Source organism: Caballeronia sp. KNU42 (assembly GCF_053760385.1).
Genome location: NZ_CM132388.1, coordinates 1,605,766 through 1,620,889 on the forward strand (window position 1 = coordinate 1,605,766; position 15,124 = coordinate 1,620,889).

General features: G+C 61.7%; 12 protein-coding genes. 4 read left to right on the forward strand and 8 right to left on the reverse strand.

The annotated features are described in order from the left end of the window. Positions 1–136 precede the first annotated feature (136 nt). The 4 genes from ACSOSP_RS07150 to sugE all read right to left on the reverse strand — a co-directional run bounded on the left by ACSOSP_RS07150 (position 137) and on the right by sugE (position 4,631). Positions 137–544 (reverse strand): group II truncated hemoglobin, encoded by a 408-nt coding sequence (locus ACSOSP_RS07150; RefSeq protein ID WP_455310316.1) that lies wholly within the window; start codon positions 542–544, stop codon positions 137–139. Positions 545–602: 58 nt separating this feature from the next. Further along, on the reverse strand, positions 603–3,167 hold the full coding sequence (locus ACSOSP_RS07155) for an ABC transporter permease (RefSeq protein ID WP_455310317.1): 2,565 nt from the start codon (positions 3,165–3,167) through the stop codon (positions 603–605). A gap of 50 nt (positions 3,168–3,217) precedes the next feature. After that, entirely contained in the window at positions 3,218–3,859 is a 642-nt protein-coding gene (locus ACSOSP_RS07160) for a DUF4126 domain-containing protein (RefSeq protein ID WP_031360636.1), read from the reverse strand. 451 nt (positions 3,860–4,310) lie between these two features. Beyond that, positions 4,311–4,631, reverse strand: coding sequence for a quaternary ammonium compound efflux SMR transporter SugE (sugE, locus tag ACSOSP_RS07165; RefSeq protein ID WP_455310319.1), 321 nt, complete (start codon positions 4,629–4,631; stop codon positions 4,311–4,313). A gap of 461 nt (positions 4,632–5,092) precedes the next feature. On the opposite strand from sugE, the gene ACSOSP_RS07170 reads away from it, so the two are divergent. Together ACSOSP_RS07170 and cydB are read left to right on the forward strand one after the other, a co-directional pair. After that, a complete protein-coding gene (locus ACSOSP_RS07170; RefSeq protein ID WP_455310320.1) occupies positions 5,093–6,562 on the forward strand; it encodes a cytochrome ubiquinol oxidase subunit I in 1,470 nt (489 codons plus the stop codon). After that, positions 6,559–7,566 (forward strand): cytochrome d ubiquinol oxidase subunit II, encoded by a 1,008-nt coding sequence (cydB, locus tag ACSOSP_RS07175; RefSeq protein ID WP_455310321.1) that lies wholly within the window; start codon positions 6,559–6,561, stop codon positions 7,564–7,566. Before ACSOSP_RS07170 ends, cydB begins: the two co-directional genes overlap by 4 nt. A 105-nt stretch (positions 7,567–7,671) precedes the next feature. Here cydB and ACSOSP_RS07180 read toward each other — a convergent pair whose 3' ends face one another. The 3 genes from ACSOSP_RS07180 to ACSOSP_RS07190 all read right to left on the reverse strand — a co-directional run bounded on the left by ACSOSP_RS07180 (position 7,672) and on the right by ACSOSP_RS07190 (position 10,210). Then, a complete protein-coding gene (locus ACSOSP_RS07180; protein WP_455310322.1) occupies positions 7,672–8,157 on the reverse strand; it encodes a hypothetical protein in 486 nt (161 codons plus the stop codon). 28 nt (positions 8,158–8,185) lie between these two features. After that, positions 8,186–8,749: a peroxiredoxin gene (locus tag ACSOSP_RS07185; protein ID WP_455310323.1), complete on the reverse strand. Its 564-nt coding sequence runs from the start codon at positions 8,747–8,749 to the stop codon at positions 8,186–8,188. A 117-nt stretch (positions 8,750–8,866) separates the two neighbouring features. Beyond that, complete coding sequence (locus tag ACSOSP_RS07190) at positions 8,867–10,210, reverse strand: EAL and HDOD domain-containing protein (protein WP_455310873.1); 1,344 nt, start codon at positions 10,208–10,210, stop codon at positions 8,867–8,869. A 656-nt stretch (positions 10,211–10,866) separates the two neighbouring features. Here ACSOSP_RS07190 and ACSOSP_RS07195 point away from each other — a divergent pair. Together ACSOSP_RS07195 and ACSOSP_RS07200 are read left to right on the forward strand one after the other, a co-directional pair. Next, the gene (locus tag ACSOSP_RS07195) at positions 10,867–12,891 is read left to right on the forward strand and encodes a putative bifunctional diguanylate cyclase/phosphodiesterase (protein WP_455310324.1); all 2,025 of its coding nucleotides are present in this window, start codon (positions 10,867–10,869) and stop codon (positions 12,889–12,891) included. Between the two features lie 219 nt (positions 12,892–13,110). Beyond that, positions 13,111–14,586: an HDOD domain-containing protein gene (locus ACSOSP_RS07200; RefSeq protein ID WP_455310325.1), complete on the forward strand. Its 1,476-nt coding sequence runs from the start codon at positions 13,111–13,113 to the stop codon at positions 14,584–14,586. Positions 14,587–14,673: 87 nt separating this feature from the next. Here the strand turns inward: ACSOSP_RS07200 and ACSOSP_RS07205 are convergent, their stop codons facing one another. After that, positions 14,674–15,123 carry a hypothetical protein gene (locus tag ACSOSP_RS07205; RefSeq protein WP_455310326.1) on the reverse strand — a complete coding sequence of 150 codons (450 nt, stop codon included), beginning with the start codon at positions 15,121–15,123 and terminating at the stop codon, positions 14,674–14,676. Between the last annotated feature and the right edge of the window lies 1 nt (position 15,124).

Sequence of the window (15,124 nt, forward strand, 5' to 3'; positions counted from 1 at the left end):
ATAATCGGCTCAAAATTACCGATTAATTAAGGCGATGAGCAATGCGGGTGGTGGGGAAATGAGTTGCTTGCGGGCTCGCCTAAGCCCTCTACACGCAGGGGTTTGAAGCCATGTTTGTAACCAATGAACCAACACCCTATGGGCGGTTGCGCATCCAGTCGGCGGTATCGAAGAAGGACGTGAGGAGGTGTTCGCGCAAGGACGCGTCTAGGCCGATGTCTTCCATTGCCCACGCCATGCAGCGCAACCACTGATCCCGTTGCGGCGATGCAATCGCGAAGTTCAGATGGCGAGCGCGCAAACGCGGATGCCCGAAGCGGCTGATGTAATGGTCCGGGCCGCCCATCCAGCCGCACAAAAACCAGAAGAACTTATCGCGGGAATTCTCGAGCGTTGCGGGATGCAATGCGCGTAAATCTGCGAACTCCGGTTCGAGATCCATCAGGTCGTAGAACCGGTCGACAAGCGCACGCACGCGCTCCTCGCCGCCAACGAGCTCGAATGCCGTAGGTTGCGGCGCTTGTTCAATATTTGCTTCGGTCATACGCTTTCTTCAGGGTTATCGGGACGTGGCGTGGTGAGCGCTTTGGCCAGTTTCGGGATTACGCATCGCGCAATGATTGCAGCGCAGGCCGCGACAACACGCGGCGCAAACTCATCCAGCCGCCCACGCCCGAACATACGACACCCGCCACAATGCCCGCGGGCACGAGCCACGGGTTGAAATCGATGTGAAACTCGAACACGCGCGTCGCCAGCACCCAGCCTATAGCCTGCGCGCCAAGCGCGGCCATCAGCCCGCTCAATGCGCCCACCGCCACGAACTCTGCGGTCTGCACCGAGCGCACCTGCTTATGCGACGCCCCTAGCGCGCGCAGCAACGCGGACTCGTGCACGCGCTCGTCGCGCGTGCCCGCCAGCGCCGCGTACAACACGAGCACGCCCGCGGCGAGCGTGAAGACAAACAGGAACTGCACGGCGCCAATCACCTGCTCCAGCACACGCTGGATCTGCGCGAGAATCGGCGCGATATCGATTGCGGTCACGCTCGGATACTGGTTGATCAAGCCATCGATCAAACTTTGCTGCCCCGGCGGCAAATGGAAACTGGTGATGAACGTGGCGGGCAAATCACTGATGGACGGCGGCGGCATTAGCACAAAGAAGTTGACCTTGAACGAATTCCAGTCGACCTTGCGCAGGCTGGTGACCGGCCCTTCCACCTGCATGCCGGCTACGTCGAAACGCATCGTATCGCCGAGCTTCACGTGGATGATCTTCGCGAGCCCCTCTTCTATCGATATCTGCGGTTTGCCGTCCGTACCGTACCAGTCGCCGCCGACCACGCGGTTATCGCTGGGTAGTTCGTTCGTGTACGAAAGGTTGAACTCACGGTCAACCAGGCGCTTTGCATCGGCCTTTTCGTAGTTGTCGGGACTCACAGGTTTGCCGTTCACCGCGATCAGGCGGCCGCGCACCATCGGCGACAGCGCCGCGTCGGCCTGGCCATGATGCTTGAGGTAATCGGTGACGCCGGCGCGCTGGTCGGGCTGGATATCGATGAGAAACTGATTCGGCGCATCCGGCGGCGTCGATTGCCGCCAGCCGGCGATCAGGTCACTGCGCGTCATCGCGATAAGAAGCAGGCACATCAGGCCGATGCCAAGCGCCGTGATCTGCAGCGCGCTGGCGCCGCTGCGCCGCTCAAGCGACGCGAGCGCATACCGCCAGCCCACTCCGGCACCCACGCGTTCGCTGCGAACGAACCGCGCGGCCGCCCAGAGCGCCACGCGCGCAATGCCGCCAAACACCACCAGACCGCCCGCGAATCCGCCCGCCACGATCCCGCCCAGCTTCCATTCGCCCGCCGCAAGCACGAGCAGGCCGGCGAACAGCAGCACGCCTACGCCGTAAGCAATCCACGCTACCCGGCCGGCATCGCCGAGTTCGCGGCGAATCACGTGGACCGGGGGCACGCGCGTCAACGGCAGCAAAGGCGGCACAGCGAAACCAAGCAACAGCACCAGTCCGGTCGCAATACCCTGCAATGCCGGCCAGATGGTGGGAGGAGGCAATTCGACATCGACGAGGGTGCCAAGCCAGTCCAGCAGCACCAGATGCCCGCCAAAGCCAAGCACGACACCCACCGCGCCGCCGAGCAGCCCAACAGCCAGGAATTCACCGATAAACAAAGACCGCAACGTTCCCTGGCTCACACCGAGACAACGCATCGCGGCGCAGCCATCCAGATGCCGGCGCGCGAAACGGTGCGAGGCCATCGCGATGGCTACCGCCGCGAGCAACGCGGTGAGCAGTGAAACGAGCGTGAGGAAATGACTGGCGCGGTCGATGGTCTGACGCACCTGCGGCTGGCCATCCTGCAACGATTCGAGCGCGACGCCGCGCAGCTTGCCGTCGTCCACTTTTGCGCGGGCGAACGTGGCGAACTGCTTGACCTGCGCATCCGGTCCCGCCACCAGCAGCCGATAAGTCACGCGGCTGCCGAACGTGACGAGGCCGGTGGACGCGAGTTCATCGGCACGCATCATCAGGCGCGGCGAAAAGCTGACGAATGAAAATCCGCGATCGAGTTCGCGAGTAATGACCGCCGCCACCTTGAAAGTGCGCGTACCGACGTGAACCGTACCGCCGATGGGCACTTTCAGCGCATCGAGTAATGCGGGATCGACCCAGACGGTACCGGGCGCAGGAATGGATGTGGTGGGCGTGCCGGGTTGATCGACAGCAGTGGCAATCCGTACTGCGCCGCGCAGCGGATACCCGGGTGACACAGCCTTCAACGCCGCAAGGCGGGCAACCGGCGGGGAATATCCATTTGCCGAAACACCCGCGCTGATCATGCTCGGAAAGATCGCGGTGGTCGCGGTCTCGAGCTTGAGTTGCGCCGCTTCTGCGGCGAACGCGGGATCGACCGGATGATCGGCGCGGACAACGAAATCCGCAGCAATCATCTGCCGCGCATCCCGCTCCAGCCCCTGGCGCATCCTGTCGCCGAGAAATCCGACACTCGCGAGCGCGGCAACCGCCAGCACGAGCGCGAGGATAAGCATGGTCAACTCGCCCGCACGCCAGTCGCGCGCGGTCATTCGCAGCGACTGGCGCGCGATCTGCGCGACGCTCAGTCCTTGCTGCTTTGCATCTTGCATCGAATCTTGCTTCGAATTTTTCTTCAACCCGCCGCCCAGGCTACTCGTACTCAATCGTGCTTGCTCCTGAACCGGCCGACGCCCGGATTCACCCGTGCGCTGACGCTGGGCACCATGTGCTTGGCCATCCGCCCAAAACCACCGCGCACGCCTCTCACGAGCCGCGGCAATGCCCAGCCCGCACACAAGAGGAACGCGATGATCAGGACCAGGCACAGCAGCGGCACGAACAACGCGAGCGTAATGCCGAGCAACGCGCCGAAATCCTCGGTCGCCGATGCCACCCAGTTCGACACCGGTTCCGGCGATAAATTGATCAGCGCGCGCGTGCCGGCTTTTGCCAGATGCGCGGCGCCCGCGAGCGTACCGCCGGCAAGCGCGGCAATGGTCAGCAGCGCCGGATCGGCGTGGCCGAACGCGCCGACGGCCAGCACTGCGCCGGCCGGAATGCGAATGAAGGTGTGAATGGCGTCCCAGAGGGAATCGAAGGCGGGGATTTTATCGGCGAAAAACTCAACCACGGCGAGCGCTGCGGCCACGCCGATCACCCATGGAGAGCCCAGCACGGCGAGGGTGTCGGGCAGGTGCACCAGTCCCATGCGCTCGAACAGCCCCGCGACGAATACCGTCAGATACAGTCGCAGCCCGCTGGCCCACGAAAGTCCCGCTGCCAGCGAAAGTGCTTCAAGCATGACCGTCTCCTTGCGCGCTGCTCGCCCCGTGCCCGAGCGCCGGACAGACTCCGGCGCATCCGGCTACGAATGCCTGACCCGCCGTTCAAGCTGCCCGGCGACGGTCTGGGGATAAATGGATGCGGCCCGGCACTGACCCGGCCCACCTTATTCTGGCGCTGTTTCAAGCTTATGTTGCCAAATTCATGCGGCCAAACTCAGGCTGCCGAACCCGGTGAATTTTTCAAGACAACTGAAAGTCATTATAGCCACGCGCAGCGCGTTGACGCATCGCGCCATATAACGGCGTGTTCAGCATCCAACGTTCTGATTCAGCCCCTAATCACGAAGCCACGCACGAAACCACGACACACGCGGCCCCTCATCTCTTTAACGGTCATTTTTGCGATCCCTTTAATGGTCCACGACGGACCGCGACAAAAGGCCGCTGCAGTGCGCTAAATCGTCGGATTTAATGCCCCGACGACAGTTTCAATCCGATCAGCCCGACCACGATCAACGCGGCGCTCGCCACCCGCGCAACCGTCAGCGCTTCGCCCAGCATGACAATCCCGAACACAAACGCACCGACCGCACCGATACCGGTCCACACCGCGTAAGCCGTGCCCAGCGGCAACTGGCGCATTGCCAGCGCCAGCAGCACGAAGCTGCCGACAGCTGTGACCAGCGTGAACACCGACGGCCAGAGCCGCGTGAAACCTTCGGAGGTTTTGAGACCCGCAGCCCACGCCACTTCAAGCAGGCCGGCGATCAGCAGTAGAAACCACGACATGGAAACTCCCGTCTAAAGCGGGGTCGTCCCCGATGCAATCAGAAGCGCGCAGGGTCGTCCATGCGGCATATAAAAGAGGTGGAATTATAACGATAGGACGAATGAGCCGCTCGCTGGCACAGCCCAATTCCGCGGCATTCGAGCCGGTCTTAGCCCCCGCCACGCCCCATTTCGCGTCAAAACAGGAGAAACACGAAAAGCTGAAATAACCCGCAGGGGCCTCGCTGCGAACGCCTTTATGCGCTGCGTTAATCCGTTCGAGCAGTGAATGCATCCTTGAATGACAACACGAAATAAAAACGTCCTTTCACAAAAACCTGCTTTAATCTAAACCAGTACGCAGCGGTCGATGCGTGAAACTCCGCCGCGACGGCACACGACACAGCGCCGTATTTGCGCGTCTGGGCGTGGCTGGCGCGCCGCAGAATCAACCCATTTGAAACTTCTCGCCGGGAGTGTTCATGGAGTTCGATGCCGTTTTGCTATCCCGTTTCCAGTTTGCCTGGGTGATAGCGTTTCACATCCTGTTGCCGGCGTTCACGGTCGGGTTATCGTGTTTTATCGCGACGCTTGAATTGCTCTGGTGGCTGACCAAACAGGACGTGTACAGGCGGCTTTCTGCGTTCTGGCTGAAGATATTCGCGGTTTCATTCGGCATGGGCGTCGTGTCGGGGATCGTGATGCCGTTCCAGTTCGGCACCAACTGGAGCCGGTTCACCGATGCCACCTCCAGCGTGATCGGCCCGCTCATGGGTTACGAGGTGCTGACCGCGTTCTTTCTCGAAGCGGCGTTCCTCGGCGTCCTGCTGTTCGGGCGCAAGCTCGTGCCGCAATGGGCGCACGTGCTGGCAGCGGTTTTCGTTGCATCGGGGACGGTGATTTCATCGTTCTGGATCCTCGCGGTGAATAGCTGGATGCAGACACCGGCCGGCTACAAGATCCTTCCCGACGGACGCTTCGAAGTCACCAGTTTCTTCGACGCGATCTTTACGCCCTCCTTCCCGTACAGACTCGGTCATACGGTCAGCGCTTTCCTGGTAACGGCCGCGTTCGTGATTCTCGGCGTCGGTGCGCTTTATTTGCGCCAGCGTCGCGCGCTCGAGGAAAGCCGCGTAATGACCAAGATGGCGCTGATCTTTCTCGTAATCATGGTGCCGGTGCAGATGGTTATCGGCGATGCGCATGGGCTGAACACGCTCCAGCATCAACCCGCCAAGCTCGCTGCGATGGAAGGTTTATGGACCACCGGCCGGGGCGTGCCCGCCGCCGTCTTCGCGATCCCCGACCAGGCCAACGAGCGCAACGACTTCGAAATATCGATACCTGTGCTTGGCAGCATCTATCTCACACATAGTCTGGACGGCCGCGTGCAGGGCCTGAAGGACTTCCCGCGTGAGGACAGGCCGAACGTGGCGGTGGTGTTCTTCGCGTTCCGGATCATGGTCGGCATCGCGTTGCTGATGTTCGCGCTGGTGCTCTCGGGCATTGTCCTGTTCGCACGCGGCAAACTCGAAACCAGTACGCGCTGGCTGCGTTGCGCCACGTACGGCATGCCGCTGGGGTTTATCGCCGTGCTGGCGGGGTGGACGACGACCGAAGCCGGCCGCCAGCCGTGGACCGTGTATGGACTGATGCGCACCCGCGACTCGGTCACCCCGTCGCTCACAGCCGGCGATGTCGGGCTCTCGTGGCTGCTCTACGTGCTCGCGTATTTCGTGATCTTCGGCTCGGGATTCATCCTGCTGCGGCGGCTTGTACGGATCGGCCCCGCCGACGAACACGTCGACACCGATCACGCCCTCCTGCAACCGGAAACGCGCGCGGCGCGGCCGTTATCGGCGGCGGCGGCATCGGCGGATGCATCGAGCGGAATCAATGCCGCGAAAGCCGCCGGTCCGGACGACGTCGTTCCCCCTTCAAGGAGATCATGATGCTCGACCTCGTACCGATGTGGGCCGCCATCCTCGCGCTCGCGGTATTCATGTACGTGCTGCTCGACGGCTTCGATCTCGGCGTAGGCATGGTGTTCCTGATGCGCCGCGATCCGGTTGAACGCCAACTGATGATCAACTCGGTCGCACCCGTCTGGGACTTCAATGAAACCTGGCTGATCCTGGGCGGCGGCGGCATGCTCGCGGTCTTTCCGCTGGCGTTCGCGATCATCGTGCCGGCGGTTTATTTTCCAATCCTGTTGATGCTGCTTGGCCTGATCTTTCGCGGCGTGGCGTTTGAATTCCGCGAAGTGGTCGGCGCGCGCAAGTGGATCTGGGATAGCGCGTTTGGCTACGGCTCACTGGTCGCAACGTTCTCTCAGGGCGTCGTGCTTGGCATGTTCATGCAGGGATTTCCCATTCACGGGCGCGTATTTTCCGGCACAAGCTGGGACTGGGTTGCACCGTTTCCGCTGCTGACAGGTTTCGGGCTGATCTTCGGCTACGCGCTGCAGGGCACGACGTGGCTCGTGCTCAAGACAGAAGGTGAGTTGCAGGAATGGGCGCGTGGCATGGCCAGGAAAGTGCTGTTCGGCGTGGTCGCGTTTATCTTGCTGATCAGCATCTGGACGCCGTTGAAGGACGCGCGTATATCGGCGCGGTGGTTCAGTTTTCCGGATAGCTTCGTGTTCGCGCCGGTACCGGTACTGACGGTGCTGCTGATCTGGACATTGTGGTCGGCGCTTGAAAAACGTAAGGAAGTGGTCCCGTTCATGTGCTCGATCGGATTGTTCTTCCTGGCCTTCACCGGTCTTGTGATCAGCCTTTGGCCTTTCATCGCGCCACCGTCGGTGACGTTGTGGGATGCGTCCACGACGCCGCTTTCGCAGCAGTTCCTGCTGATCGGGACGATGTTCCTGCTACCCGTTATCGTGCTTTATGTGGTTTGGTCTTACTGGGTATTTCGCGGCAAGGTGCGCGGCGATATGGGATATCACATGTAGCGCGCTTTTCGGCAGCGAACAATTCCGGATACGGAGAAGCGCCGTATTCGCACTGTGCAAATGCTGGCTCGAATGTACAGCCCGTCACAAAGAATGTACAGCCCGTCACAAAGTCTGTGCAGCCGCCTTCTCTAAAATCCGGCACCACTTGTGCGCCTCGCGCCGGTCCTGCATGGGCAGGTTCCAGCGCGGCTGCGTCGAGTCCTTCACGTTCAGCGCGACTTGCCAGGCGCCCGATGTTCCTGACGTTCCCGACGCGCCCGGTTCCATCCGCGCTCCACGCAGATCCGCAAAAATATACATGCCGACCTGGCCGCCCACTCGCACTTCGCACAAACGCTTGGCCGCTGCGAGCCGCACGCCGCCCCAATCCCGCTTGAGTTCGTGCGTCCAGTCGCCATCGTGGACATTCGGTGCGACTTCCTTCCACCGCAGCCAGAAATACACAGCAATGCTCACCACCACCAGCGCCGCGATCACCGCGGCGCCAATCGCAACACTCACACCGAACGCCGCCGATAACGCGTGAAACGACCAGAACGCGCCGTAGATCACGGCAACGAGGACAACGAGCGCAACGATAATCGGCATCGATCAAAACCTTACAAGGCTGGTTACGTTATTGGGTCTTGTGCTTCTCGTTCCAGTCTTTGAGCGCCTGCAGCGTGTTCGCCACATGTTTGTCCGGCGACAGGCTCGTGTATTCATAGATCACCGTTCCGTCGGGCGCGATCACGTATGACACGCGATTGGCCATGGAACTGACCAGCGGCATGGTTGCATCGTATTGCTTGATGATCTTCGCATCGCCGTCAGCGGCGACCGGGAATTTACTCCGGCATTCGCTCACCGAGAACTTCTTCAATGTGTCGATGTTGTCGTGCGACACACCAATCACCGTGGCGCCCAGGGCCTTGTATTCATCGACTGCGTCAGCAAACTCGTGCGCCTCGATCGTGCAGCCCTTCGTGAAGGCGGCCGGATAGAAGTACAGGACCACGGGCCCCTTCTTCAGCTCGTCTGCGAGCGAGTACTCATAGACATTGCCGCCAAGCGACGCCTGCGCGGTGAACACAGGCGCGTGATCGCCGGGCTTGAGCGTTGCGTAAGCCACCAGCGCGTACACCGCAAGGGCTGCGCCCAGCGACGCCGTCAGCATTTTCCCAGCAAACTTTCGCTTCATGACACTCCTCGATTTTCGTGACCCGCGCGCACGACAGGACAAACAACTGAACAACCCCGCAGCCATCCATCAACACAGCAAGCGCAATACCTGCGATACCAGCAATACCTGCACTACCTACTCCACCCGATGCGCACCGAACCACGTCGCCGCCTCGAACTGCAGGTCGGCGAGCACAGCCGGCGTCAACACCGCGAAATCCACGCTCGGACCAATGCTTGCATCGAGCTCCGGCGCGTCGCCTCTTTCCGTCGCCTGCGAGAGTCGCAACAGCGCACCGAGCGGACCGTCGCCATCGACGATTGCAGCACCCATTTCTTTCGATAACTTCAGCAAGTCCATGATCTCGACCGGCGGTAAATCCACCACCACATGCACGAGCGAAAAGATGCCGGTCATGAAGGCGGCATCGGCGAATTCCTCACTCGATGGCCGCATGACACGCGCCGCCAGCTCCATGAAACGCGCGCGTGTCCCGACCAGTTGCACCAGCGGGTCCGAACGCCACGGCAAGTGGCGGCCGTCCGCGTAAAGCAGCAACTGGGTCCAGCGCGAAATCTGCCGGGTCCCGGTCGCGTTGATGGCCTCGCGCAACGACGCCACCGGCCGGCTCAATTTGAACGCGCTTGAATTGGCCAGCCGCAGCAACTGCACCACCACGGCCGGATTGAGCTTCAACTCGGCCTCGAGTTCGCCTATATCAGGCTCCCCCGACAGCACGCCCAGAAGACGCAGCAAGGCCGTGCGCGAGGGGTTCGAGCGGCGCGTGACCAGCACTTGCGGACGAGCGAAAAAGTAACCCTGGAAGAGGTCGAAGCCGAGCCTGCGGGCTTCATCGAAATCCTGATACGTCTCGATCTTTTCCGCGATCAGCGTCTTGCCATGTTGCTTGAGCGTTGCCGCGAGTTCGGGCAGATCGGCGCGATTGGTAGCGAGAAAGTCGACCTTGACGTAATCCACGTAAGGCAACGCTTCGTGCAGGGGGTCGGTGAGCGACACGACGTCGTCGAGCGCGAACTGGAAACCTGCCGCGCGCAACTGTTCGCAGCGCTTGAAAAGCTTGGCGTCGAAGGTGACGGTTTCCAGGATCTCGAGCACGAAACGCTCGGGCGGCATGATGTGGACGATGTCGTCGAACAGCAGGTCGCGGTTCATGTTCACGAAGCCGCGGTGATCCCCAAGCACCGCGGACAAACCGATCTCGCCCACCGTTCGCGCAACGACGTGTGCAGTCGCCTGCACGTCGTCGAAAATGCGCGCGCGATTGTCCGGACTGTCGCGAAAAAGCAGTTCGTAGGCATGCAGCGCGCCATTGCGATCGATGATCGGCTGGCGGCCGAGGTAGACGCTTTCCGGCTCGCGAAGGACCGGCGCAGCATTTTCAGCCGAGGTCTTCGCCGCGGGACTGTCCACGGAGTTGTGCGCGGCGCGCCGGGTCGGGTTCCGATCAACCGGCGGCATGAATGGACCTGCTGCGCTCATGCGAGATCGCAAGCTCAATGCAATGGGTGGCCGTCGCGAAGACCTCACACGACACAATGCGTGCGTTCAGCGCGTTCAGCACGTTCAATACGCCTGGCTTGGGAGCCGGCTCCGGCAATCGGCTTGGGGACACAATCATGGCGTGCAGCAATAAAACGGTGTTGACTGAATGGCGACCAGACAACGGTTAGCTCAAACGATCAGCTTGAGAGGTCGGCTTAAGGGCTAGCTCAAGGATTTAGCTTCACGATCCGGCGTATAAGCACAAACAACGAAATAATCGGTCGGACCGTGGCCAGCCGATAGCTCGACACCACGCTCGGCGGACCCACTGACCGGTTAAGAATTCGTAACGATCAAGCCGCACTCTACCGCAAATCGTGATGTCGACAAATTGCGTGAAACCCGCCGGGGCCGTGGCTCGCGGGCGCTCAGCTATTCCTCTAAAGAATTTCGGGACATAACCGTTAACTTGCAAAGAACGCGTCCGAGTCGCGGCTACCGGATATTCCGGCGGCTCACGCCCGCATTGCCGGAACATCCACAACAGATGCCCGATGCAGCGCGCTTGGCAGGACAGCGTGCGCCGCGCCTCTACCGGCCCGGCGCGCAATCAGACAGGCTATAACCGAAACATGCCAGTAAAACGGATCACCGCCCAGCGCTTGAATGCATGGATCGCCCTAGCCGGCCAAACCAGCGCCGCCGTTCGCGCGAATGTCAGAACGCTGATCGCGACCACGTTGCCAAGCCGCATGGTCAGGTTCGCTACCGTGGAAGGTTCATCAGCACCCGTGCTGGCCGCGGGTAGCCATGACCCTCTGCCGCGGCCGCTCACCCTCCCCGAATCGACGTCGCACACTGCACGGGGCGCGAAAACAGGACGGATCGTCCCAGCTTCGGCGTCGCCTGCGCCGCTTCATCTGTTGCATCCGGCGGCGGTGAACGAAGCTGAGCGTCCCCCTGGCATCGCCACGGAAGCCACGGAGGCCACCCTCGCCGCCGTCGATTTCGTGGCGCAAGTGGATGCATCGCTGCGGTTTTGCTTTGTATCGGCGAGGAGCATCGAGTTCCTGGGTTATCACCGCGACTACCTGAGCTCGCTCACGTTGCATGAGCTCGTGCCCTCGCATGAAATCGATGAACTCGATGCGCTCGTCGCGCGCGCACAACAAAGCGGCAAGCTGGAGAGCGCGACGCTGCATCTGCTGAAATCCCTGACCACGCCGATCCTCGTCGAACTGAGGATCCTCGCCACGCACGCGCCAGATCTGTCCGGCTTCGCGCTCGCCGCGTTTGAGGTTTCGCACTGGCGCGAGCGCGAAACCACGCTGCAGCACGCGCTGCATCACGATTCGCTGACGGGCCTCGAGAACCTCACAGCGCTGAAAAGCGCGATCGACACCGCCCAGGCCGAGGCCGTTCACACGCATACGCATGCGGCGCTGCTGCTGGTGGATATCGACGACTTCCAGCGCATCAACCGCGCACTCGGCTACGACGCCGGCGACGACATGCTGCGCGAGACCGCACGCCGCATCCAGCACGCGGCACGCGCCGGCGAGCGTGTGGCGCGCGTGGCCAGCGACGAATTCGCCGTCCTGTTCTCGGCCGGCACCACGGCCGATGCGGCCACAGCGGCCGAGGATGTCGCGCGGCGGGTGTTGAGCGCGATTGCGCAGCCCTACCGGTACCGCGGACAACATACGCATTTATCGGCGAGCATCGGCGCGGCCATCTTCCCCGACGAAGTCGAGCAGGAGAGCAGCAGCCTGCTGCGCATGGCCGACCACGCACTGGCGCAGGCGAAGACGTCGGGCGGCAATATCGTCGTATTCCACGTTCCCGACGACGACCCCCGCGACGCCGAGCGCCTGAACCTGGAAGCCGATCTTTACGAAGGCGTTCGCAACGGCGAGTTTTCGCTGCACTTCCAGCCGATCACCGAAAGCCGCAGCGGCGGCGTGGTCGGCGCGGAAGCGCTGATCCGCTGGCAGCATCCTGTGCACGGCCTCGTCCCTCCGACGGCTTTCATTCCGCTCGCGGAATCGATCGGCCTGATCAACTATCTTGGCAACTGGGTGCTCAAGGCCGCGTGCATGCAGCTGGTGCAGTGGGACAGCGAAGGTTTCGTGCTGGACTACGTTTCCGTGAACGTCTCGCCGCAGCAATTCCGCGACAAGCGTTTTACGCAGAACGTGAAAGAGGCGCTGCAACTGACAGGCCTCGATCCGCGCCGGCTCGTATTCGAAATCACGGAAAGCCTGCTGATGCATGATCCGGAAGAAGCTACCCGTCTGCTCGAAACGCTGGCGGCGCTTGGCATTGCGTTCGCCGTCGATGACTTCGGCACCGGCTATTCCAGCCTTTCCTATCTGCAGCGCTTCCCGCTTTCGAAGTTGAAGATCGACCGCAGCTTTATCGAAAACCTGCTGACCTCACGGAACAACCAGGCCATTGTGGCCGCGGTGGTGGGCCTGGCAAAATCGCTGGGGCTCGAACTCGTGGCGGAAGGAGTGGAGACAGAGGCGCAGCGCGAACTGTTGATCGAGATGGGCTGTGACCAGATCCAGGGATGGCTGATCAGCAAAGCCCTGCCCGCCGGTGACCTGATGCGTTGCTTTCAGGATAAAACGCTCTTTCTCCAGGCGCCTTGTTAAGATACCGTCACGTTTTTGCGTTGGCAGGAGCCGACGACTGGAGCTGTTGCAGCGTTTCATTTATGGTCTGGTGTAAAGCTTACGTGCGAGCCCGCCGTTATAAGGTTTATGCAGGATTTATGCGGACTTTTTTTCACGCATTACACTTCGACCCAGGTCGACGATTCAAGCCGCTCCGGGCACCGGGCCGGGAACGTGTAAGGCATTGACACCAATCGCATGGCAAGCAATTCCAAAGCCGAATTACTGGACAAGCTGTGGGGCCGTATGAGCGAGCGCGGAGACTTTCCGATGCTCTCCCAGGCTCTGCGCACCACTGTGTCCGCAATGAGCGACGACGACCTGGACTTCACAGCCCTGGTCCAGGTCGTTCTGTCCGACTTCGGCCTCACGCAGAAGGTATTGCGGCTCGCCAACTCCGCGATGTACATCTCGTTCGGCGGCAACATCACCACCGTGACGCGCGCGTTGATGGTGCTGGGCATGGACGCGGTCGGCCACCTGGTGGTCGGGCTGAAGCTGGTCGATCACTTTCATCAAAGCGCGCCACGGCGCATTGACGCCAAGCTCGAACTGAACCGCACGCTGCTGTCCGGCACCGTTGCGCGGCAAGTCACCGAGCACAGCGAGTTCCGGGCGTCGGAAGAAGCGGTGGTCTGCACGCTGATGCGTCAGATCGGCAAGCTGCTGGTGGCGTTTTACCTCGAGACAGAGTGGGATCAGTTGCGCCGCAAGGCCACGGCCGAGCGGATCAGCGACAGCCTCGCGTGCAGCACCTTGCTCGGCGTCACCTTCGAGGAAATCGGCATGGAAGCCGCGGACCGCTGGCGCCTGCCGGAGACCATCCGCACCGGCATGCTGACCCGCGACCCGCTCGCTCCAGTAGATGAAAAAACGCCGCGCCACGTGCGCTGGCTGCAGGCCGTCACCAACTATTCCACCGAAGTCGCCGATGCGCTCACCGCGCAGCATGTTGACGACGCGCATCGCGAGTCGTCGCTGGTGGATATCGCGAACCGCTACAGCCGCGCGTTGCTGACCGATGCCGCCACGCTCGCCGCGATGAGTCTCGCGCTCGCGAACGAGGACTCGAACGACGGCGTGATGCGGGAGATCGTGGAACTGCGCGCGGACGCCGATGCCATTGCGCGCGCGGGGTTATCGGCGGAAGCGCGGATTGCGGCGGGGCTCGAGGACTTGCGCTCGCTGCCGTCGAAGAACGCGCTGGGCGCCGTGCTGGCGCTAGCGTCGGAAGCGGTGCTGGCCGGGCTCACGTTTTCGCGCACGGTGGTATTCGTGCGTCAAGCCAACAACGAATTCCAGGCGCGGCTGGGGCTTGGGGCGGGCGTCGAGCAGTTGCTGCCATCGCTGACATTTTCCGCGGCGTTCGAGCCTGACGTGTTCCATCTGGCGATCTCGAACCCGGTCGGGATTTTTATCGAGAATGCTCGCGACCCGCGGATTGAAGCCCGCTTGCCGCGCTGGTTCAAACCGTCATTCGGCGACGCCCACGCATTCGTGCTGCTGCCCGTGAAGGCGAACGGGTCGACGGTAGCCATGCTTTACGGCGACTGGACACAGGCGCAGCACGTGCGCAAGATTACGCCGCCGGAAATGTCGGCGCTGAATGAACTCATGCGGGAACTAAGCCGTTTTTTTTCTAACGCGGGCTGGAAGGAAGTGGAGCTGCTTTAACGTTTGCTATGCTTTGATTGTCACGCTGCCGATTCTTTTTCACGAACCTGCAGCGCGACAGCGAGTTGAGTGTCCTCAAGCTACTCCTCACTCGCGCCAGAGTATTGCCACCGCCTGATCGCCGTACTCCACGATGTACCCTCCATGTTCGCGCTGCCACTCACGCGCGGCGCCGGCACCCGCAAACCACACTTTCTCGTAGTCGCCAAAAGCGCCAGCATCGAAGCGGTATCGATCGATGACGGCCGGCTCTCGCGTATCAAGCACCGGCTTGCACGTGTCCCAGCCGACATGACCCAGCTCGACAGCCAGCATGTTCAATACGTGCTTGAGCTGAACCTCAGTGCGCGTTTTGTGAAGCTCCGCAAGCGTCCCGGCGCGGGTGACGCCTGCCGCGAGCAGGCGGCGCACGACGGGCATCGCCGTGCTCGTATTGTCGGCGTGAGCGCGACGAAGCAGCCGGCGCGCGTGGCGTCGAAGAAATTCGGTGTTGGTGAGTTCGGAACTGGTTGTGCGAGGACAGGATGTTGACCACATG